Annotated in this window: 15 protein-coding genes; 10 read left to right on the top strand and 5 right to left on the bottom strand. The window is 62.1% G+C overall.

Features of this window, described 5'->3' with window-relative positions; genetic code table 11:
• Positions 1 to 64: 64 nt before the first annotated feature.
• Positions 65 to 1,129, bottom strand: coding sequence for a LacI family DNA-binding transcriptional regulator (locus ACN0SC_RS01210; RefSeq protein WP_417247841.1), 1,065 nt, complete (start codon positions 1,127 to 1,129; stop codon positions 65 to 67).
• Positions 1,130 to 1,308: 179 nt separating this feature from the next.
• Between ACN0SC_RS01210 and ACN0SC_RS01205 the strand changes: the two genes are divergently transcribed.
• On the top strand, positions 1,309 to 3,309 hold the full coding sequence (locus tag ACN0SC_RS01205) for an aldo/keto reductase (RefSeq protein ID WP_417247840.1): 2,001 nt from the start codon (positions 1,309 to 1,311) through the stop codon (positions 3,307 to 3,309).
• Between the two features lie 167 nt (positions 3,310 to 3,476).
• Here the strand turns inward: ACN0SC_RS01205 and ACN0SC_RS01200 are convergent, their stop codons facing one another.
• Positions 3,477 to 4,220 carry a response regulator gene (locus tag ACN0SC_RS01200; protein WP_417247839.1) on the bottom strand — a complete coding sequence of 248 codons (744 nt, stop codon included), beginning with the start codon at positions 4,218 to 4,220 and terminating at the stop codon, positions 3,477 to 3,479.
• Positions 4,217 to 5,431, bottom strand: coding sequence for a GAF domain-containing sensor histidine kinase (locus ACN0SC_RS01195; protein WP_417247838.1), 1,215 nt, complete (start codon positions 5,429 to 5,431; stop codon positions 4,217 to 4,219). The genes ACN0SC_RS01200 and ACN0SC_RS01195 overlap by 4 nt, the downstream gene beginning before the upstream one ends.
• A 231-nt stretch (positions 5,432 to 5,662) precedes the next feature.
• Here ACN0SC_RS01195 and ACN0SC_RS01190 point away from each other — a divergent pair, with 231 nt between their 5' ends.
• Genes ACN0SC_RS01190 through ACN0SC_RS01170 form a run of 5 tightly spaced genes read left to right on the top strand, consistent with a single transcriptional unit; the run spans position 5,663 to position 10,926 of the window.
• Positions 5,663 to 6,667, top strand: a complete 1,005-nt coding sequence (locus ACN0SC_RS01190; RefSeq protein WP_417247837.1) for an ABC transporter substrate-binding protein — start codon at positions 5,663 to 5,665, stop codon at positions 6,665 to 6,667.
• Between the two features lie 5 nt (positions 6,668 to 6,672).
• Positions 6,673 to 8,118 carry a sugar ABC transporter ATP-binding protein gene (locus ACN0SC_RS01185; RefSeq protein WP_417247836.1) on the top strand — a complete coding sequence of 482 codons (1,446 nt, stop codon included), beginning with the start codon at positions 6,673 to 6,675 and terminating at the stop codon, positions 8,116 to 8,118.
• Positions 8,115 to 9,050, top strand: coding sequence for an ABC transporter permease (locus ACN0SC_RS01180; RefSeq protein ID WP_417247835.1), 936 nt, complete (start codon positions 8,115 to 8,117; stop codon positions 9,048 to 9,050). Before ACN0SC_RS01185 ends, ACN0SC_RS01180 begins: the two co-directional genes overlap by 4 nt.
• On the top strand, positions 9,050 to 9,997 hold the full coding sequence (locus ACN0SC_RS01175; RefSeq protein WP_417247834.1) for an ABC transporter permease: 948 nt from the start codon (positions 9,050 to 9,052) through the stop codon (positions 9,995 to 9,997). Before ACN0SC_RS01180 ends, ACN0SC_RS01175 begins: the two co-directional genes overlap by 1 nt.
• Complete coding sequence (locus tag ACN0SC_RS01170) at positions 9,994 to 10,926, top strand: SMP-30/gluconolactonase/LRE family protein (RefSeq protein WP_417247833.1); 933 nt, start codon at positions 9,994 to 9,996, stop codon at positions 10,924 to 10,926. The genes ACN0SC_RS01175 and ACN0SC_RS01170 overlap by 4 nt, the downstream gene beginning before the upstream one ends.
• Positions 10,927 to 11,025: 99 nt before the next feature.
• Here the strand turns inward: ACN0SC_RS01170 and ACN0SC_RS01165 are convergent, their stop codons facing one another.
• The gene (locus ACN0SC_RS01165) at positions 11,026 to 13,797 is read right to left on the bottom strand and encodes a DUF2339 domain-containing protein (RefSeq protein ID WP_417247832.1); all 2,772 of its coding nucleotides are present in this window, start codon (positions 13,795 to 13,797) and stop codon (positions 11,026 to 11,028) included.
• A gap of 155 nt (positions 13,798 to 13,952) precedes the next feature.
• Entirely contained in the window at positions 13,953 to 14,441 is a 489-nt protein-coding gene (locus ACN0SC_RS01160) for a MarR family winged helix-turn-helix transcriptional regulator (protein ID WP_417247831.1), read from the bottom strand.
• Between the two features lie 352 nt (positions 14,442 to 14,793).
• On the opposite strand from ACN0SC_RS01160, the gene ectA reads away from it, so the two are divergent.
• From ectA to ACN0SC_RS01140, 4 genes are read left to right on the top strand one after another with little or no spacing between them, the layout of a single operon-like run.
• Complete coding sequence (gene ectA, locus ACN0SC_RS01155) at positions 14,794 to 15,330, top strand: diaminobutyrate acetyltransferase (protein ID WP_417247830.1); 537 nt, start codon at positions 14,794 to 14,796, stop codon at positions 15,328 to 15,330.
• 42 nt (positions 15,331 to 15,372) lie between these two features.
• Positions 15,373 to 16,662: a diaminobutyrate--2-oxoglutarate transaminase gene (ectB, locus tag ACN0SC_RS01150; RefSeq protein ID WP_417247829.1), complete on the top strand. Its 1,290-nt coding sequence runs from the start codon at positions 15,373 to 15,375 to the stop codon at positions 16,660 to 16,662.
• Positions 16,663 to 16,686: 24 nt separating this feature from the next.
• Entirely contained in the window at positions 16,687 to 17,082 is a 396-nt protein-coding gene (locus ACN0SC_RS01145) for an ectoine synthase (RefSeq protein WP_417247828.1), read from the top strand.
• A 1-nt stretch (position 17,083) separates the two neighbouring features.
• Entirely contained in the window at positions 17,084 to 18,520 is a 1,437-nt protein-coding gene (locus tag ACN0SC_RS01140; RefSeq protein WP_417247827.1) for an aspartate kinase, read from the top strand.
• Positions 18,521 to 18,543: the final 23 nt, after the last annotated feature.

Below are 18,543 nucleotides of genomic sequence, written 5' to 3'. Positions count from 1 at the left end.
CACAAATGCGCGGACACCGACACAGACCACTGAAATGGCCTTTAATCATTGAGGTTTGGCGGGATTAATCGGTCTCGGGAGTGCGGGTGCTTCCGCGCCAGACGATTTTGCTTTCGAGGCTGATGCGCTTGGCGAGTTGGCGTCCCGCCATCCGTTCCACCAGAAGCTCGACCGCATTTTCCCCGATTCGCTCGGCAGGAAGGCGCACGGTCGTCAGGGGCGGGTTCATGAACTGCGCGGCAGAGATGTCGTTGAAGCTGGCCACAGAAATATCCTCGGGCACCGATAGGCCCGCTTCCGAAATCGCGCGATAGGCGCCAATAGCCATGTTGTCATTGGCTGTCACAATCACGTCGGGTTTCTGGTTAAGCTTCAGTAAGTCAAGTGTTAATTCGTGGCCGCTTTGCTCGGTGTTGACGCCGATTTTGACCAGGTCGGGGTCGTAGCGTTCGCGCTCTTCCATCCATTGCAGGTAGGCGCCATGGCGAAATTCGGGAGTTCTGTCATAGGGATCGACGTTCCCCACCTTGTTCGACCAACCCGCAAAAGCGATCCGCGTGTAACCCGCCGCGTCAAGTGCGCGCAGCAGTTTTCGCATCGCCGCCGCGCGGTCGCAGACAACGGCATCCACATCATCCTCAAGCGGCATGTGGTCCGCGATGACGAGGTGGCGCGCAGCCTTGCGCAGTTTGTCGATTTCCATCTCGGAATGGTGCCCGATGGCAATGCAGCCGCCCAAATTGCCCAAGGAATGCAGGTTGTCGAGCGCGTCACCAGAGTAAAATTTTACTTGGTCCAGCCCGACCGCGCGGCACTTGGTCTCGATCCCGATGCGCATGGCGATGTAGTAGGGGTCGACCAGCTCCTGATCGGGGCGCAGGAAATGGAACAACGAGATCTTTCGCTCGTCCTCTTTGAGTGCAAGTCTCTTGCGGCGACGCGGTGGTTCATAGTTAAGAGCTTCCGCTGTTTCTATGATTTTCTGGCGTGTTTCGTCGCCGATAGACAGGCTGGAATCGAAATTCAGCACACGCGAAATTGTTGTCGCGGAGACGCCTGTGCGGTCTGCTATCTGCTTGAGCGTAACGCCCGAGCGGCGCGCGCGGGGCTTTGGTGTCGCGTCTGTCATGGTCCAATGTCATGGCACGAAAAGCGGGGCTTGCGCAACGGTCATCGGATTTTGGTGACGGTATTCGGAGGTAAATTGCGGCGATTGCGCAAAAAAATTCAGTAAAAATTTACTTCCGCGTTGACCCGCCTCAAGGGCGGTGACAATGTTTCAGCGAAACACGCGGGGGAGGACATCGCATGAGCATCGTAAACTGGGGCATCATTGGGCCGGGCAGCATCGCCCGCAATTTCGCGAAAGGTCTCGCCGAGAGTGAAAGCGGTCGTCTGGCCGCCGTGGCCAGCCGTTCTGCCGAGCGGGGCAAGGCTTTTGCGGAGGAATTTGGCGACGGCGACGTGGTGGTTCATGGCTCCTATGCCGACCTATGTGCCGATCCGAAAATCGACGCGATCCACATCGCCACGCCGCATCCGTTCCACGCCCAACAGGCGCTCGACGTGATTCGTGCAGGAAAGCATGTCTCAGTCGAAAAGCCTGCAGGCCTCAATGCCGCCGAAGTCACCGCCCTTGTCGAAGCGGCGGAGCAGGAGGGGGTCTTCTTCATGGAGGCCTATATGTATCTCCATCACCCGCAGATCGCGCGGGCCGTCGAGATCGTCAAAAGCGGTGAGTTGGGTGCGCTGCGCCATGTCCGTGCGACCTTCGGGTTCGCGGCAGGCTTCAATCCCGAAAGCCGCCTATACAGCCACGATCTCGCGGGTGGAGGTATCCTCGACGTGGGCGGCTATTCCGTCTCGGCGGCCCGTCTTTTCGCGGGAAGCGCGGCGGGTGTTATGGCTGACCCTGTTGAGATCAAAGGTGTCGGTCGAATTGGGAAAAGCGGCGTCGACGAGGTGGCCCGCGCTCTGTTGTCTTTCGATACAGGTGTGAGCGCCGAAGTGGCCTGCGCGGTGGCCGAAGACCTTGGCCAGCGCATTGAGGTGACGGGCGAGAAGGGCACGATGGTCCTGAGCAACCCTTGGGTGCCAGGGCGCGAGGAAGGCCCGTCGGACACGGTGATCGAGATCACGACCAACGGCGAGACCCGCACCGAGGAGATTGCTGCCGAAAAGATGCTCTTTGCCTATGAGGCGGAGGCCGCGAGCCGCGCCATTCTGGCGGGCGACAAGGGCTGCGCCTATCCTGCCATGACGCCGAAAGGCTCGATCGGCAACGCCACCGTTCTCGACGCATGGCGCGCGGAACTGGGCTATCGCGTGATCGGTGAAACGCCCGCCACCATCCGCCGCCTATCAGGCGTTCTGCCTGCGGATCGTGCCGCGATGAAAACGCGGGTGGTCGAAGGGGTCGCAAACCCCGTCTCCGACCTCGTGCTTGGTTGCGACAACCGCAACACTCTCGGGGAAGGCGCGATCATGTGGGACGCCTTTGTTGAGGCGGGCGGCACGACATTCGACACGGGCTTTGTCTACGGCGGTGGTCGTCATGAGGCGGTGCTTGGCGAATGGATCGGTGCGCGTGGCGCGGCGGACGACATCAACGTGATCGTCAAGGGCGCGCATACGCCCTATTGCTTCCCGCAGGCCATCGGCGCGCAGCTCGACATTTCGCTGGAGCGCCTCGGTCTGGATCGCGCCGCGATCTACATCATGCACCGCGACAACCCGGATGTGCCCGTGGGCGAGTTCGTCGATGCTATTGCACGGCTGCGCGAGGCGGGGCGGATCGGCATGTGGGGCGGATCGAACTGGTCGGTCGCGCGTTTCGAGGAAGCGGTTGAATACGCGGAGAAAAACGGTCTGGAGCCGCCGCGTATCCTCAACAATAACCTATCGCTTGCCGTGATGGAGAAACCTGTCTGGGACGGCTGCATCACCTCGAATACGCCCGAGACGCTTTCGTGGCTGCGGCGCACGAACACCATGCACATGAGTTGGTCCAGTCAGGCGCGCGGCTTCTTCCTCGACGCGGCTCTGCGCGGACGGTTGTCGGCTGATACCGCGCCTGATCTGTGCTTCGGCTCGGCGGCGAATGACGAGCGGCGCAAGCGGGCAGGGCAATTGGCCAAGACCTACGGCGTCTCGCGTCACAACATCGCAACCGCATGGGTGCTGGCGCAGAGCTTCCCGTCGCTTGCACTGATCGGGCCACGAAGCCCAGGTGAGTTGGTCTCGACGCTGCCTGCCTTCTCGTTTGAGCTGAGCGCTGAAGAGGTTGCGTGGCTCAATCTTGAGGGCTGACTGAGCGGACTGGTTGTGAGGAATGACGGGGCAGGGATAAAACCTGCCCCGTTTTGCTTGCGCGGATGGCATTGCTTTTGAACCAAGGGAGCCGATGACAAAGCTACGCAAGAATATTGGCTCATCGGCTTTGGAATAGCGGCTTCGCCTCGTTTGTCTTGTCTGGCTTACCCTGTCTGGCGCGTGGGGCGTTTGGCGGGGGAGGGTTGTGTGCGATACCACGCTTCCAGCGCGGTCCCTTCCGAGACCAGCGTTTCCACGTTCAGAGTGCGGGTGATAAGGGCGCGGTGGATGGCGCGGGTGCGTTTGTTGATCGTGCCGCCATCGTCTTCTTCGACGCCGAGTTTCTGGTAGAGGGAGACAAGGCGGTTTTGCACCGAGCGCAGCGACATGGCGCGGCGCTCCGCTATGGCCTTGTCAGTGATGCCAAGCGCGAGATCGACGAGGACGTTATATTCGCTGTCAGTGAGGGTTTCGCGCGGGGTGGAGGCGCGTTGCTGGAAACGGTGCACCTCGCGGTCCACCATGATCTGCCCCTCGATCAGCACGGCGCGCAGCGCCAGATGCAGCCGCGATGTCGTCGCCGTTTTGAGCAGATAGCCATAGGCGCTGTCCTCGGGCACGATTTTGGAAATGCCGCGCAGATAGGCTTCATCGGCGTAGTTGGTCCAAAACAGGATACGCGTCGCGGGATGCTGGCTCCAGATCGCGCGCGCCGCCTCAACGCCGTTGCGCGAGGGCATTTGCAGGTCCATCACCACGGCGCGGTATTTGCCCGAACAGGCTTCCTCCGCGCCCGCCGCGCCATCGGCCATATGGATGATCTCCGTCACCTCGGGCAGCGCCTCGGCCACGGCGTCGAGCATGAAATGGGCGTGGAATTGGTCGTCCTCGACCACGAGCATCTTCATGGGCGTGCGCCTTTCACATCATGGGGCAGGGTGAGGGTGACGCAGGTCCCGCCAAGGTTTTCTATGTCGAGCCGCGCAAGGATCAAACGCGCGCGTGTTTCCATGTGGAGCAGGCCCGATTTGCGGTCTGTCGGTGCCAGCGAGATACCGCGTCCGTTGTCGCGCACCCGTACGCGCAATCCGCCGCTGCGCGCGCGGTCGATTGTGACGTCGATATGGGTGGCGTTGGCGTGGTGCATGGCGTTGTTAATAGCCTCCTGCGTGATGCGGAAGACGGCTGTGCGCACCATCGGGTCGATCTCGTCGATGGCCTCATCGGCCTCGTCGCGCAGGGACACCGTCAACCCCTCCACGCGAGCGGCGCTCTTTTCAAGATGCTCGGAAATCGCGTGGGCGAAACCGAAAAGCTCCAGTTGCGAGGGCACGGCCTCTTCGATCGTCGCGCGCAGATCACCGATGCAGCGGGTGAGGTTGGAGGCAATCGCGTATCGGTCGAGCGGTGCGCTCTCGTCTTTAACCTCGCGCAGCAGGCGGGTGAGATCGGCCAGCGTCTGATCGTGCAGGTCCATGCCAATGCGCTGGCGCTCCTGTTCGAACGCTTGCGCAAGACGCGAGGCTCCGTGGCGCAGACCCTCTTCGCGCGATTGCACTTCGGCGCGTTCCATCGCATCGCGCTGTGCCTTCTCGATCAGACGCAGGGCGTGGAAATAGGGGGCGAGCAGGTCGCCGAGATGTTCGGTAAGCTGTAGGGAGGCGTCGTCGAAAAGACCCTCTTCGTTGTGTGAAATGTTGAGCGTGCCGATCAACTGGCCCATGACGCGCATACTCACATGGACGCGCGAGCGCAGGCGGTGGTTGAAGATCGGCTCGCTGCGTGCGCCCTCGAAGGTCTGGCGCGGGTCTTCCATCGCATTGGTACAGATCATGTTGGAGACCTTGCCTGTCAGGATGTCGCGCACGGGGGAGACTTCGGTCCGTGTGCGTCGACGTGACCAGCGGGTTGTGATTCCCACCTCGTAGGACACGCACCAGCCGGGTCCGTCGAGCAGACAGATGTCGAAATGCGTGTGTGGCAAGACCTCGGCCACCTCGCGCGCAACCGCATTCAACGCCGACTGGATGCCCGTTTCATGCGCCAGATGTGCGGATATCCGCAAGAAGATGTCGCGTTGATGCGCGTCGGGTGTCGACGTCTGTGCAAGCGTTGCCATGTTGGTTCTCCCTGACGCCATGCAAGCGCCCCTGAGGGAGTGTATCGCGTGCATGTCGCTGCGCAAATGGTGATCCGCGCACAGCACTTGCGGGAACCCGCAACATCTTTGCGGATCGCCTGCTTTACAGGAGGAGCGATGCAATGGACCTTGACGGAGGCTTTGCCGCAGAGGAGCGGCGGTGCCGCATAGCGTCTGCTTCATGCAGGCGCACAAATGGGAGGAAATACTATGAAATCACTGCTGCTCAGCGCGGCCGCCATTGCCATGGCCACCACAACCGTGCAGGCCGATACGTCGAACGCACGCATTGCCCTGTCCAATAACTACGCAGGCAACTCGTGGCGTCAGGCCATGTTGCAATCGTGGGAAGATGTGGGCGGAGCCGCTGTTTCCGATGGCGTTGTCGCCGCCGCCGATGCCTTCACCACTTCCGAAAACCAAGCCACCGAACAGGCGGCGCAGATCCAGAACATGATCTTGCAAGGCTATGACGCCATCGTCGTCAACGCAGCCTCCCCGACCGCGCTCAATGGCGCGATCAAGGAAGCCTGTGATGCGGGTGTGACTGTCGTCTCCTTCGACGGCATCGTAACCGAGCCCTGTGCATGGCGTATTGCGGTGGACTTTCAGGAAATGGGCCGCCTTCAGGTTGAATATCTGGCAAGCCGCATCCCCGATGGCGGCAACCTTTTGGAAATCCGCGGCCTTGCAGGTGTCTTCGTCGATGACGAGATTTCCGCAGGCATCCACCAAGGTGTCGAGGAGTTCCCGCAGTTCGAGATCGTCGGCTCCGTCCACGGTGACTGGGCGCAAGACGTGGCACAAAAGGCCGTTGCGGGCATCCTGCCATCGCTGCCCGAAGTGGTTGGCGTCGTGACGCAGGGCGGTGACGGCTACGGTGCCGCGCAGGCGTTCAAGGCCGCTGGCCGTGATACCCCGCTGATCGTTCTGGGCAACCGTCAGGACGAAATGGCATGGTGGGCAGAACAGCATGAGGAAAACGGCTACGAGACGCTCTCGCTCTCTATCGCTCCTGGTGTTGCCTCGCTCGCCTTCTGGGTTGCGCAACAGATCCTTGACGGTGCCGATGTACCGAAAGATCTCTCCGTGCCCTTCCTGAAAGTGACGCAGGACACACTCGACGAGACCCTCGACGCGACGCCTGAGGGCTCCGTTGCGACCACCGATTACAGCCTCGACGACGCCAAGGGCGTCATCGCAGGAGCTATGTAATCCACATGACCGGTGCCACGCACGACGGCACACCGATCGTTGCCCTGACCGATGCCGAAAAACATTTCGGCCCGGTCAGGGCGCTTGACGGTGTGAGCCTTTCCATCACCCCCGGCGAATGTATCGGTCTTGTCGGCCACAACGGCGCGGGCAAATCGACGTTGGTCAATCTCGTGAACGGCGGTCTGTCGCCCACGGGTGGCAGCGTGACATTTCCTGCATCGGGCGCTGCACGCGCGTTGGATGCGGGCGTGCGGTCTGTGTTTCAGGAACTTTCGCTCTGTCCCAATCTGACGGTGGCCGAGAACCTGCGGATTTCCCACAACAACCTGCGTGCGTTCAACTGGCGGGCGCAGGCGCGGGCGGAGATCACCGAGAGCCTCGACCGCGTGTTCCCCGATCACGGGATCGACGCCGACATTACCGTAGATCGCCTCACCATCGCCGAGCGCCAGATGGTCGAGATCGCCATCGGGTTCGCCCCGCGCGGCGGTGATGCGCGTCTTGTCATTCTTGACGAGCCGACATCCTCGCTCGACGCAGGGATCGCCAACCAGCTGCTCGCCCATATCCGCCGCTTCTGCGCCGAGGGCGGGGCGGTGATCTTCATCTCCCACATGCTTGGCGAAATCTTCGATGTGGCGACCTCGATTGTCGTCATGAAAGACGGGAAGATCGTCGCCGACCGCCCCACCAAGGACTTCACCCGCGAAGGACTTGTTGACGAGATGGGCCATGTTGCCGCCGAAGGTGCCGACAGCGACGCACCCGCGCAAGCGCGCGACTTCGGGGAGATCGTTCTGGAAACGGAAATGGGTCTCAACGCGCGGCGCGGCGAGGTCATTGGGCTTGCAGGGCTCGCGGGTCACGGGCAGGCCGAAGCACTCGCCCGCATCTATTTTGATCGCACGTCTGATTGGCGCACGGGCAAGGGCTCCGACATCGTTTTTGTCGCGGGCGACCGTGGGCGCGACGGGGTGTTGCCGCTGTGGAGCATCCTGCGCAACACCACCGTATCCATCCTGTCGGAGGTCTCCAGACGCGGCATCGTGGACCGTGACGCGGAGGCGCACATTGCCGCTGATTGGAAAACGCGGATCGGTATCCGCACCGATGACCTCGACAACGGCATTCTGTCGCTGTCGGGCGGCAACCAACAAAAGGTGCTCTTTGCACGTGCGCTGGCCTCGACCGCACCCATCGTGGTGATGGACGACCCCATGCGCGGTGTCGATGTGGGCACGAAACAGGACGTCTATGACATGATCCGAACAGAGGCGGCCTCGGGCCGCACCTTCCTGTGGTATTCCACCGAGACCGAAGAGGTCTGCCAATGCGACCGCGTCTTCGTCTTCCGCAACGGTGAAATTTCGGCGGAACTGACGGGTGGCGATATCACCGAGGAAAACATCCTCAAAGCCTCCTTCGAGATGCAGGAGGCCACCGCATGATCGCGCTTTTCGCCCGTCATCGTATCCTTCTGCCCGTGGTGTCGCTCGCCGTGCTTCTGGCTGCGACATTCTACATGCAGCCGCGCGCGATGAGCTATTTCGGGATCAACTTGCTGTTCAACCTCGCGGTGCCGATTGCACTGGCCACCGTGGCGCAGATGATGATCATCATGGTCAACGATATCGATCTGTCGCTTGGTGCCTTTGTCAGCCTCGTGGCCTGTGTCACCGCGACAATTCTCAACGACAGCCCCGTGCTCGGCTTTGCCGTTCTTGCGCTCCTGATTGCCGCCTACGCAGGCATGGGGGCGCTTATCTATCGTTTTGACCTGCCCGCGATTGTCGTGACGTTGGGCATGTCCTTTGTCTGGGGCGGCCTCGCCGTGATGATCCTCCCTTCGCCTGGCGGGGCGGCTCCAGCGTGGATACGCAGCCTGATGACGGTCAAACCGCCATTGGTGCCCATGGCGGTTGTTGCCGCCCTGTTGATCGCCACGGTGTCGCACCTGTTGATCATGCGTTCAGGGATCGGCACGGTCCTGCGCGGAGTGGGGGGCAATGCCGCCTCCGTAAGCCGCGCGGGCTGGTCGATGATCAAGCTCAAGGCGCTGGCCTATGCTTTCGCGGGGTTCTTCGGCGTGTTGGCAGGCGTGGCGCTGGTCGGTCTGACCACTTCGGCAGATGCCAATATCGCGCTGCGCTACACGCTTCTGTCGATTGCGGGCGTGATCCTTGGCGGCGGCGAGTTCGTCGGCGGGCGGGTCTCGGCCTTTGGTGCGGTCATCGGCGCGCTGACGCTGGCACTGGCCTCGTCCTTCCTCTCCTTCATGCGCCTCAGCCCCGACTGGCAGATCGGCGCACAGGGCGCGATCCTCATTCTGGTGCTGACAGCGCGCCTGATTTTCACCCGCAGCGATAGGGGGGTGTCATAATGAACGCACTCAAAGCACTCACCTCGAAGGCGTGGATCTGGTCATGGCTTGCAGCCGCAGCGGCCTTTCTGATGGTCATGTTGCTGACGCAGGGACGCGGGGCGGGCGAACTGGCCTATGCAGCGCTGTCCTTCGGGGCTTTCGCCGCCATCGTAGGGCTGGGCCAGATGCTCGTTATCACCCTCGGGCCAGGCAATGTGGACCTCTCGATCCCAGCGACCATGACGCTGGCGGGCACGCTGGCGCTCAAGGTGATGGGGTCGGAGGCGGGCACCGCCCCCTTGGGTTTGCTCGTCGCTCTCGGCGTGGGCCTTGGCACGGGCGGGGCGAATTACGCGCTGATCTACTTGCTGCGTCTGCCACCTATTATTGCCACGCTTGCCGCCTCGTTGGTCTACCAATCTATCGCGATCTGGTCCAACCGCGGCTTGCGGATCAAACCGCCCGTGGAACTGGCCGAATTTGCCACGGGCCGCACGGCGGGCATTCCCAATGTCGCACTGGTGGGACTTGCTCTCTCGATCCTCGTGTGGGTCGTGCTGGAGCGTTCGACCTTCGGACGGTGGCTTCTTGCCTCGGGGCAAAACCTGCGCGCGGCGCGTCTGGCGGGCATCCCCGTCGAGCTTGTCCGCGCCACCACCTATATCTCGGTCGCCGTTTTCGCTTCGGTCGCAGGCTATCTTCTGGCCAGCTTCTCGGGCGGTGCGGCGCTTAACATGGGCAGCGAATACCTGCTCACCTCAATCGCCGTTGTGGTCATCGGCGGCACCTCTATCGCGGGGGGCATGTCCAATGTGCCCGGCGTCTGGGGCGCCTCCCTGTTCATGTTCCTCGTCGTTTCCATGCTCAATTCCTACGGGCTGGGAGCAGGGGTGCGGATGATGCTTACAGGCATGATCATCATCGGGATCGTGATTGCAGCCAGCACGCGGAGGATACGCGCATGATAACTCTTCCACCCTTTCTCGATATGCGCGACGAACGCTTCGCGGACCTTGTGCACCCGATGGGGCAACTCGAACAGATCGCCACGGGGTTCACATGGACCGAAGGCCCCGTCTGGATCGGGGATCACGGTTGCCTGTTGTTCTCGGACATCCCGTCACAGCGCGTGATGCGTTGGAGTGCGCGGGACGGCGTGTCTGTCTTCCGCGAGGGGTCGCAGTTCAACAACGGCAACACACGCGATCCGCAGGGCCGTCTTGTCGGCTGTCGCCACGGCGCCCGAGACGTGGTGCGCACCGAGATCGACGGGTCGCTTACGGTGCTGGCCAACAGTTACGAGGGAAAGCGTCTCAATTCGCCGAATGACGTGGTGGTCAGTAGCGATGGCGCGGTCTGGTTCACCGATCCAACCTACGGCATCCTGTCCAACTTCGAAGGTTTCCGCGCCGAGCGCGAGCAATCGGCCAACCATGTCTTCCGCCTCGATCCCGTCAGTGGCGAGTTGCGGGCGGTGGTCTCCGACTTTGTGCAGCCCAACGGTCTGGTCTTCTCACCCGACGAGACGCGGCTCTATATCGCCGAGAGCGGGTCGAGCCATGACGACAGCGTGCCGCCCGTGATCCGCCAGTTCGACGTGGATGGCGCGCGGCTCATCGACAGGGGCGTTTTTGCCACGCTCGATTGCGGCCTGCCTGACGGGATGCGCGTCGATACGCAGGGTAACCTGTGGTCCTCTGCGGGCGACGGTGTGCATTGCTTCACGCCCGATGGCACGCTTCTGGGCAAGATCCTTGTGCCTGAAACAGTGGCCAACCTGTGCTTTGGCGGGGCAGACGGGCATCGGCTCTTCATCACCGCGACCACCTCCGTCTATTGCACCTATGTCGACACCAAGGGTGCCGAACCGTGGACGCGTTCGCGTCTGGGGTAGGGCGGGCCCTTCAAGCATTCGACGCAAAGGAAACGGCTCGCGCGCGGTTGCGGGCGTGCCGTTCTCTTGTCTTCAGGGCAGGTCTGCTGCGGCGCGGTTCTAGTCCTCCGCGCTCTCCGCTTCGGGCCGTTCCCATTGCGCGGTCATCGTGCGGTTGAGCCACGCCAGCCCCGCCAGTGCGAGGCCGAGGCCCACGAAGGAGGCCACGCGGATCAGCCCGGCAAGGCCCGAGATGTCGATCAGGAACACCTTGGCAATCGTCAGCGCCACACCTGCCATCGCCAGTTTGCGCAACACCGTGGAGCGGCGCGCGAAGGCAAAGACGAGCAGCGCGACGGAGATCAGCAGCATGGCAATCGTGTAGCTGTAAAGCTCGCCCGCGAACACGCCGCTGCCTGACAGGTCGCGCCCATGCCAGAAGCGGCGGATTTCCAGCGCGACATAGTTGCCCGTGCACAGAGCCGCCAGCGCCACCAGCGTGATCCGTATCCAACGCGGCATGTGGTTTAGCTTCCACGCGCCAACGGCAAGAACTGCCGCGCAGGGCAGATAGGCCAGTGCCAGCGTGTCGACGATCAGCGGTCCTTGGATGGGGCGGGCGATGCCGAAGATGGGATGGAACACGATCAAAGCCACCACCGCGAGAACAAGACCGACCAGCCCGTAGCCGACCGCCAATACGATCCGCAAGATGCGCATCAACCGCCCTCCCGCCTTCAGGCGATAGAGTTGGTTGAGGGACGAGGCGATCCAGACGGTGGCCAACAGGCCACCTTCGGCATTGGCGGTCAGGCGCGCGGGGAAGAGGCGCGACATAAGCACAGTCGCGAAGACCGCCGCGATGGTCCAGAGCGTGCTTTCCAGCGTGACCATTGTCGAGGTGCGGTCACGGTCGCGGGAGAGATGCCATGCACCTGCCAGAAGCCCGATGCTGCCCCCATAGGCCAGCAGGACCGCGCCCCATGACGCGTCATTGGCCCATAGCACGCCTGGATCGACGATCAGACGGAAGCCGATCACAATCGCCGCCAGCTTCGTGAACACCCCGACAAAGGCGAGGTTGAACTTGCGGTCGAGCCAGACGGTCAGGAAGGCCACCACGGCCAGAGCAAGCGTGAGCGCGGTCTTGGTCAGCACGATGAAGAGCGCCAGCGAGATCATCGACAGTGCAGCCACGGCAAATAGCGCCACGCGCAACGCGCGGTTGTCGGTTTCCGGACGGTGGAAACTGCGCTCGGCGAAATAGGTCATCACCGCGGCCACCGCCATCACATGCAGCGCCCAACCCATCTCTCCGAGCACCCGTGATGCGGGCCAGAGGAATTCCGCCACCACCACGACGAGCGGTGCAAAGACTGCCGCGCCCGTGGTGAACACCACGCGCAACGGTCCTTCGCTGGCTGCCCGTGTCGCGCGCCAATAGGCGAGCGCGGAGGCGATCACGGAAAGCAGCACGAAAAGGGTGAGGGTTGTTGGCGGCGCGCTTTCAGGCGCGGGTGGTGTGGCAAAGGCCCGTGCCAGCGGCGTGCTGTTGAAGCCATTGAGGGCGAGGGTCACCACAATCCCAGCGGCGGGCACCATGGCGAGATCGACCAACGCGGGCGCGCCATACATCCATACAAGCGTCGCGCCGAGCAGGGCAAAGAGCAGTGCAATCGCCAGCCACGTCTCAACCACGCCCGCACTTGCGGTGGCGATGAGCGCGATCATCACTGTCGTGAAAAGCGTCATGGCGGCGACAAGGCGGGTGGGGAAGGATGTCTCGTGCCACGCCCCGCGCAGCGCGCCAAGGATTGTCGCGCCGTCGTGGTCGGGCCAGAGGCTGCGCACGGGGATGGTGGCACTGGCCACATAGGCGATCACAAGGAAGGCGAGATAATGCACCACGCTGTCGATGGTCACGTAGAGCAGTGTGGCAGCTGCTGATGTCGCGATGAGCACCACCGCCGAGACCCATGCCCAACGTTTCACCGTGTCCACGGCCAGTCCCGTCACGGCGATCAGGGCGAAGTAGTAGAAGAACACCCATGCGGCGTCCGAATTGCCGCCCACGAGGAAGGGTGCGGCGGAGGCGCCGACGATGCCGATCGCGGCCAGAGCGGGGCCGTAGAACCAGCCCAGCACAATCGCCAGCGCGCTGACGCCTACGAGCGCGGCGAGGGTCACTTCGGGCGAGATCAGATCATAAAGCACCCGTGCCGAAAGCACTGCGGCAAAGAGGGTGATCAACCCTGCGCCCGATAGCGTCGATGGCATGTGCCGCGTGGCTCCGTCGCTGTCATCGCCAAAGCGGCGTCGGATCACCTCGCCCCCTGCGATGAAGGCTGCGCCAAGGGCAAGTGCACCGACCACGCGCCAGAAGGGCGTCAGAAGCCCGTTCTCGACGCCGTATTGCACCATGAAAATCCCACCCAAGGCCAAAGAGAGCGCGGCCACAGCCAGTGCCCAGTTGTCCTTGAGCCATGCTATGAGGCCGTCGATGACTTCGGGGCCGAAGGCGATGCTCTTGTTCGGCGTGTGGGGCTGTGTCTCTGCGGGTACGTCGACCGGAGACGGCGCCTGTGTGACCTCGGAGGTCTCCGCGCGGGCGGCCATGTCGGCCCTGCGGCGCTCGGGCGGCACCCAGCCTGCCGAGGCGGTATCTTTCTCGGAGGTGTCGGTATCGGACACGGACGGAGCTTCAGGTGCCTTTACGAGCGTGTCATCCGCGGCGGCGCGCTCTGGTCCGTCCATGCCTTTGACCCGCGCCCGCGCGATGATCCGCTCCAGCTCTGTGACCCGCTTTGACAGCCGCGATACCGTGACAGCCAGCACGACGAAGGCCACAAAGACGGCGAGCGCGACGAGTTGTGAGACGGTTGAAAGATGCATGGACGTTCTCCGTTATGTTGCCGAACCCTGCGTCAAGGGCGGCGGCGCGGGCAACCCCAAGCCTCGCACGGATGCCACAAAACGCACGGTTGTGACGCGGCGGTCACGCGCATGTGGCTTGCACGGGCAGGGCGCTCAAGTGCGCATTCTCGATCCTATTTCGGGGTGTGTTTTGGTGCGTGAAACTCGCCCACGGCCAGAACTGGCGAGGCGTCAATGTCCTGCGCATCAAGCATATCGGCGACACGTTCCAGAGAGGCCACAAGCTGCGCCTGTTCCCAATCGGCAAGCCCCGCGAAGGCTTTGACGTAGCGCTGTTGTAGTGCGTCGGGGGCATCGACGAGCGAGGCGCGTCCGGCTTCAGTGATGACCACATTGGTTTGACGGCGGTCGGTGAGGCTTGGCACTCGTTCGACCAGACCCGCTTTCACCAGCTTGTCCACCAGCGTTGTCACGGTGGCCTGTGTCACACGCATCTTCGTGGCCAGCCCTTTCGGCGTTGATGAGCCATCGGTGCCGACCAGTTGCAATACCCGCAACTGCGCAGGCGTCAGCCCTGCCGCGCGCGCCAGATCGCGCTCGTAGGTCTCGGTCGCGCGCAGAATGCGGCGCAGGGCGATGAGGCTGGTGTCTAGACGATCCATGACCCGTTCCGTGTTGGCTGCTCCACCCGAAGCGGGCGGAGGGATGCGTGAAAGGCGGAGCTGTTGCCCCTGTGACGTCCGATCCTGTCACAAAACCCCGCCCTGCTGCAACTTGATCCGTTGCGGGGCGGGGGCGGGAGAGGGTGCGCGAGGGTATGTTGATAAATTTATAATTCGTTTAACTAAATGAAATATCGCAAAGCCGATGCCGCATTGCGGCGGGATTTCCTTATTTATGTTGATGTTTTGTGCGCTATATACGCAAAAAATCCTTAAAAATGGCAAAACAACTTGAAATCAATACGGTTGTCTAATAGTTAGCCTATCGAACCAAATAGGAGCCAGATGACATATGCCCGAGGAAACAAGTAAACCCCGAACAGGCACGCCCCGCCTGCGCAAACCAACTGCGGCAGACGGGGCCGACATCTGGCAACTCGTGCGGGACTGTCACCCGCTTGATGAAAATTCCATGTATTGCAACCTCGTGCAGGCCGAGCATTTCCGCGACACATGCGTCGTGGCCGAGCTTGACGGTGCGGTTATGGGCTGGATTTCGGGGCATATGATCCCGGGCGAGGACGCATTCTTCGTCTGGCAGGTTGCGGTGAGTCCCGCCGCACGCGGCACTGGGCTGGCGCGCAAGATGCTGACCCATTTGATCAACCGCGATGCCTGCGCCGAGGCGCAGGTGTTGAAGACGACGATCACCAAGGACAACGATGCCTCATGGGGGCTGTTCCGCAGCTTCGCGCGCAGCCTTGGTGGTGATTTGACAGATGCGCCGCACTACACGCGCGACGCGCATTTCGACGGTGCCCATGACACCGAACACATGGTGACGATCACCTTGCCGCAGGACGCGATCCGCCTGCCGCGCGCGGCCTGATCTCCCATCCATTCTCCGAATTTCTCCCGAAAGGAGTGCCTCATGCCGAAAGACATGATCCAAGACCCGTCTATCTATGAAAAACGTGAAAGCGCCGCGCGGTCCTACTGTCGTGGCATCCCCGCGAGCTTCGCTTCCGCCAGCGGATCGGTGATGGCCGATGCCTCGGGGCGTCGCTATATCGATTTTCTCGCGGGCTGTTCCTCATTGAACTACGGCCACAACGACCCCGATATGAAGGCGGCTTTGGTCGATCACATCCTTTCTGACGGGATTGCCCACGGGCTTGACCTGCACACGGATGCGAAGGGCGCCTTTCTGGATGCCTTTGACGCCCATATCCTTACCCCGCGCGGGATGGATCACCGTGTGATGTTCACGGGGCCGACGGGTGCAAACGCCGTCGAGGCGGCGATGAAGATCGCGCGTAAGGTCACAGGACGCACCAATATCATTTCCTTTACCAATGGCTTTCATGGTGTGACCATGGGTGCGCTTGCGGCGACGGGGAATGGCTACCACCGTGGCGGTGCGGGCATGGCGACCCAAGGTGTGACGCGTCTGCCGTTTGATGGCTATGCCGATGGCGTGGATACTGCCGCGCTGCTTGATCAGATGCTCTCGGACGCTTCTGGCGGCGTGGATGCACCCGCCGCGATTATGTTTGAGACCGTGCAGGGGGAGGGTGGTCTTAACGCCGCTTCGCCCGAATGGGTACAAAAGGTTGCGAAGATCGCCAAGAAGCACGGCGCTCTTCTGATCGTGGACGATATTCAGGCGGGCTGTGGCCGCACGGGGACGTTCTTCTCCTTCGAGGAGATGGACATCACCCCCGACATCGTGACGCTGGCGAAATCCGTGTCGGGTTTCGGTCTGCCGATGGCGCTGGTTCTGGTGCGTCCCGAACACGACGTCTTCGGCCCCGCCGAACACAACGGCACCTTCCGTGGCAACACTCACGCCTTCGTCACCGCGCGCGTGGCGATTGAGAAATTCTGGGCCGACGACCGTTTTCAGCGGAGCTTGGCCGATAAGGCGCTGGTGCTGACCACGGCGCTGCAACAGGTGGCCGATATGGTCGATGGTGCCTATCTCAAGGGGCGCGGTCTGATGCAGGGTGTTGATGTTGGCAGCGGTGAGCTTGCGGGCGAAATCTGCGCGCGGGCCTTCGAGAAGGGGTTGATTATCGAGACCAGTGGCAACGAGGATCAAGTGGTTAAGGTTCTGGCCCCGCTGACCACCGATGACACGACCTTCCGTCAGGGCCTCAACATCGTCATTGACAGCGCGCGTGACGTGCTGACCCGCCATGCCAGTCTGGCCGCCGAATAAGACTGCTGAATTAGGAGACAAGATATGATCATTCGTGATTTCAATAAATTGCAAGACACCGACCGCGCCGTATCGGATGCGGAATGGACCTCGACGCGGATGCTGCTTGCCGACGACGGGATGGGTTTTTCCTTCCACATCACCGTGCTGAAAGCGGGCTCGGAACACCAGTTCCACTACAAGCACCATTTTGAGAGCGTCTACTGCATGAAGGGCAAGGGCTCGATCACCGATCTGGCCACGGGCGAGACGCATGAGATCACCCCTGGTGTGATGTATGCGCTCAACCTGCACGACAAACACATCCTGCGTGCCGAGGAAGAGTTGCACATGGCCTGCTGCTTCAACCCGCCCGTGACGGGGAAAGAAGTGCACCGCGAAGACGGCTCCTACGCCCCTGCGGAAGAACTGGCGGACTGACATGACCGAGCATAAGACCCACACCGTAGAGAAGATCGGCGGCACGTCGATGTCGCGGGTCGATGAGCTGCGTGACACATTGTTTGTTGGCGGGCGCGAGGGGGCGGACCTATACGGGCGCATCTTCGTCGTGTCGGCCTTTGGCGGGATCACCAACCTGCTTCTGGAGCATAAGAAGACGGGCGAGCATGGCGTTTACGCGCAGTTCGCCAGCGCCGAGAACGACCACGGGTGGCATGACGGGCTGACCAAGGTGGGCGAGGCGATGGTTGCCGCCCATGAGGCGTTGCTCGATCATGCGGGCGACGTGGCGCAGGCGGGCGAATTCGTGCGCGAACGTATCGAGGGCGCGCGTAACTGTCTGATCGACTTGCAGCGTCTGTGTTCCTACGGCCATTTCCGTCTGTCCGAGCATATGCTTCAAATCCGCGAATTGCTCTCGGGACTGGGGGAGGCGCATTCGGCCTTCGTCACCACGCTCCTGCTGCAACGGGCGGGCGTGAATGCGCGGCTCATCGATCTGTCAGGCTGGCGTGACGAGGACAATCACACGCTCGAAAGCCGGATCACCAGTGCGATGGATGGGGTTGATCCCACCACCGAGATGCCCATCGTGACGGGCTATGCGCAATGCGCCGAAGGGCTGATGCGCGAGTTTGATCGTGGCTATTCGGAAGTGACCTTCTCCTGTCTTGCGGCCCTCACGGGTGCGCGCGAGGCGATCATTCACAAGGAATTTCACCTGTCATCGGCGGACCCGAACCTCGTGGGCGCGGACGCCGTGCGCAAACTGGGGCGGACCAATTACGACGTGGCCGACCAGCTTTCGAACATGGGGATGGAGGCGATCCATCCGAAAGCGGCCAAGACCTTGCGCCAAGCGGAAGTGCCGCTGCGCGTGACCAATGCTTTCGAGCCGCACGACCCAGGCACATTGATCGATGATCAACCCGCTGAAACTTCCGCCGTGGAGATCGTGACGGGGCTGGATATCATTGCGCTGGAGGTGTTCGAGCAGGACATGGTGGGGGTGAAGGGCTATGACGCCACGATCCTCGACGTGCTGACGCGCCACAATGTGCGCATCGTCTCAAAGGTGTCGAACGCCAATACGATCACCCATTACGTGAGCGCCTCGCTCAAGGTGATGCGCCGTGTCGAGAACGACCTCAGCGCCCGCTATCCGACCGCCGAAATCAGTGCCCGCCCCATGGCGATTGCCTCGGCGATTGGGCGCGATCTTAGCGGCCTGTCAGTGCTGACCCGTGGCTTGCAGGCGATTGCGCAGGCGGGCCACGAGGCAATCGGTGCCTCGCAAGGTCCGCGTAACGTTGATGTGCAATTCATCATCGAGCGCGACACGCTCAAACCCGTGATTGCCGCGCTCCATGCCGCATTGGTCGAGGGAGAGGCGGTGCCGCTTAGAAAAGCGGCCTGACGCTTCCGAGACGAACACGAGCG

It is taken from the genome of Celeribacter sp., assembly GCF_048261515.1.
Taxonomy (GTDB): domain Bacteria; phylum Pseudomonadota; class Alphaproteobacteria; order Rhodobacterales; family Rhodobacteraceae; genus Celeribacter.
This window is presented reverse-complemented; position numbering and strand designations above follow the sequence as displayed.

What these genes read in the sequence shown, in the direction of transcription:
- ACN0SC_RS01210 (WP_417247841.1), bottom strand. Translation starts at nt 1,129, where the DNA reads ATGACAGACGCGACACCAAAGCCCCGCGCGCGCCGCTCGGGCGTTACG.
- ACN0SC_RS01205 (WP_417247840.1), top strand. Translation starts at nt 1,309, where the DNA reads ATGAGCATCGTAAACTGGGGCATCATTGGGCCGGGCAGCATCGCCCGC.
- ACN0SC_RS01200 (WP_417247839.1), bottom strand. Translation starts at nt 4,220, where the DNA reads ATGAAGATGCTCGTGGTCGAGGACGACCAATTCCACGCCCATTTCATG.
- ACN0SC_RS01195 (WP_417247838.1), bottom strand. Translation starts at nt 5,431, where the DNA reads ATGGCAACGCTTGCACAGACGTCGACACCCGACGCGCATCAACGCGAC.
- ACN0SC_RS01190 (WP_417247837.1), top strand. Translation starts at nt 5,663, where the DNA reads ATGAAATCACTGCTGCTCAGCGCGGCCGCCATTGCCATGGCCACCACA.
- ACN0SC_RS01185 (WP_417247836.1), top strand. Translation starts at nt 6,673, where the DNA reads ATGACCGGTGCCACGCACGACGGCACACCGATCGTTGCCCTGACCGAT.
- ACN0SC_RS01180 (WP_417247835.1), top strand. Translation starts at nt 8,115, where the DNA reads ATGATCGCGCTTTTCGCCCGTCATCGTATCCTTCTGCCCGTGGTGTCG.
- ACN0SC_RS01175 (WP_417247834.1), top strand. Translation starts at nt 9,050, where the DNA reads ATGAACGCACTCAAAGCACTCACCTCGAAGGCGTGGATCTGGTCATGG.
- ACN0SC_RS01170 (WP_417247833.1), top strand. Translation starts at nt 9,994, where the DNA reads ATGATAACTCTTCCACCCTTTCTCGATATGCGCGACGAACGCTTCGCG.
- ACN0SC_RS01165 (WP_417247832.1), bottom strand. Translation starts at nt 13,797, where the DNA reads ATGCATCTTTCAACCGTCTCACAACTCGTCGCGCTCGCCGTCTTTGTG.
- ACN0SC_RS01160 (WP_417247831.1), bottom strand. Translation starts at nt 14,441, where the DNA reads ATGGATCGTCTAGACACCAGCCTCATCGCCCTGCGCCGCATTCTGCGC.
- ectA (WP_417247830.1), top strand. Translation starts at nt 14,794, where the DNA reads ATGCCCGAGGAAACAAGTAAACCCCGAACAGGCACGCCCCGCCTGCGC.
- ectB (WP_417247829.1), top strand. Translation starts at nt 15,373, where the DNA reads ATGCCGAAAGACATGATCCAAGACCCGTCTATCTATGAAAAACGTGAA.
- ACN0SC_RS01145 (WP_417247828.1), top strand. Translation starts at nt 16,687, where the DNA reads ATGATCATTCGTGATTTCAATAAATTGCAAGACACCGACCGCGCCGTA.
- ACN0SC_RS01140 (WP_417247827.1), top strand. Translation starts at nt 17,084, where the DNA reads ATGACCGAGCATAAGACCCACACCGTAGAGAAGATCGGCGGCACGTCG.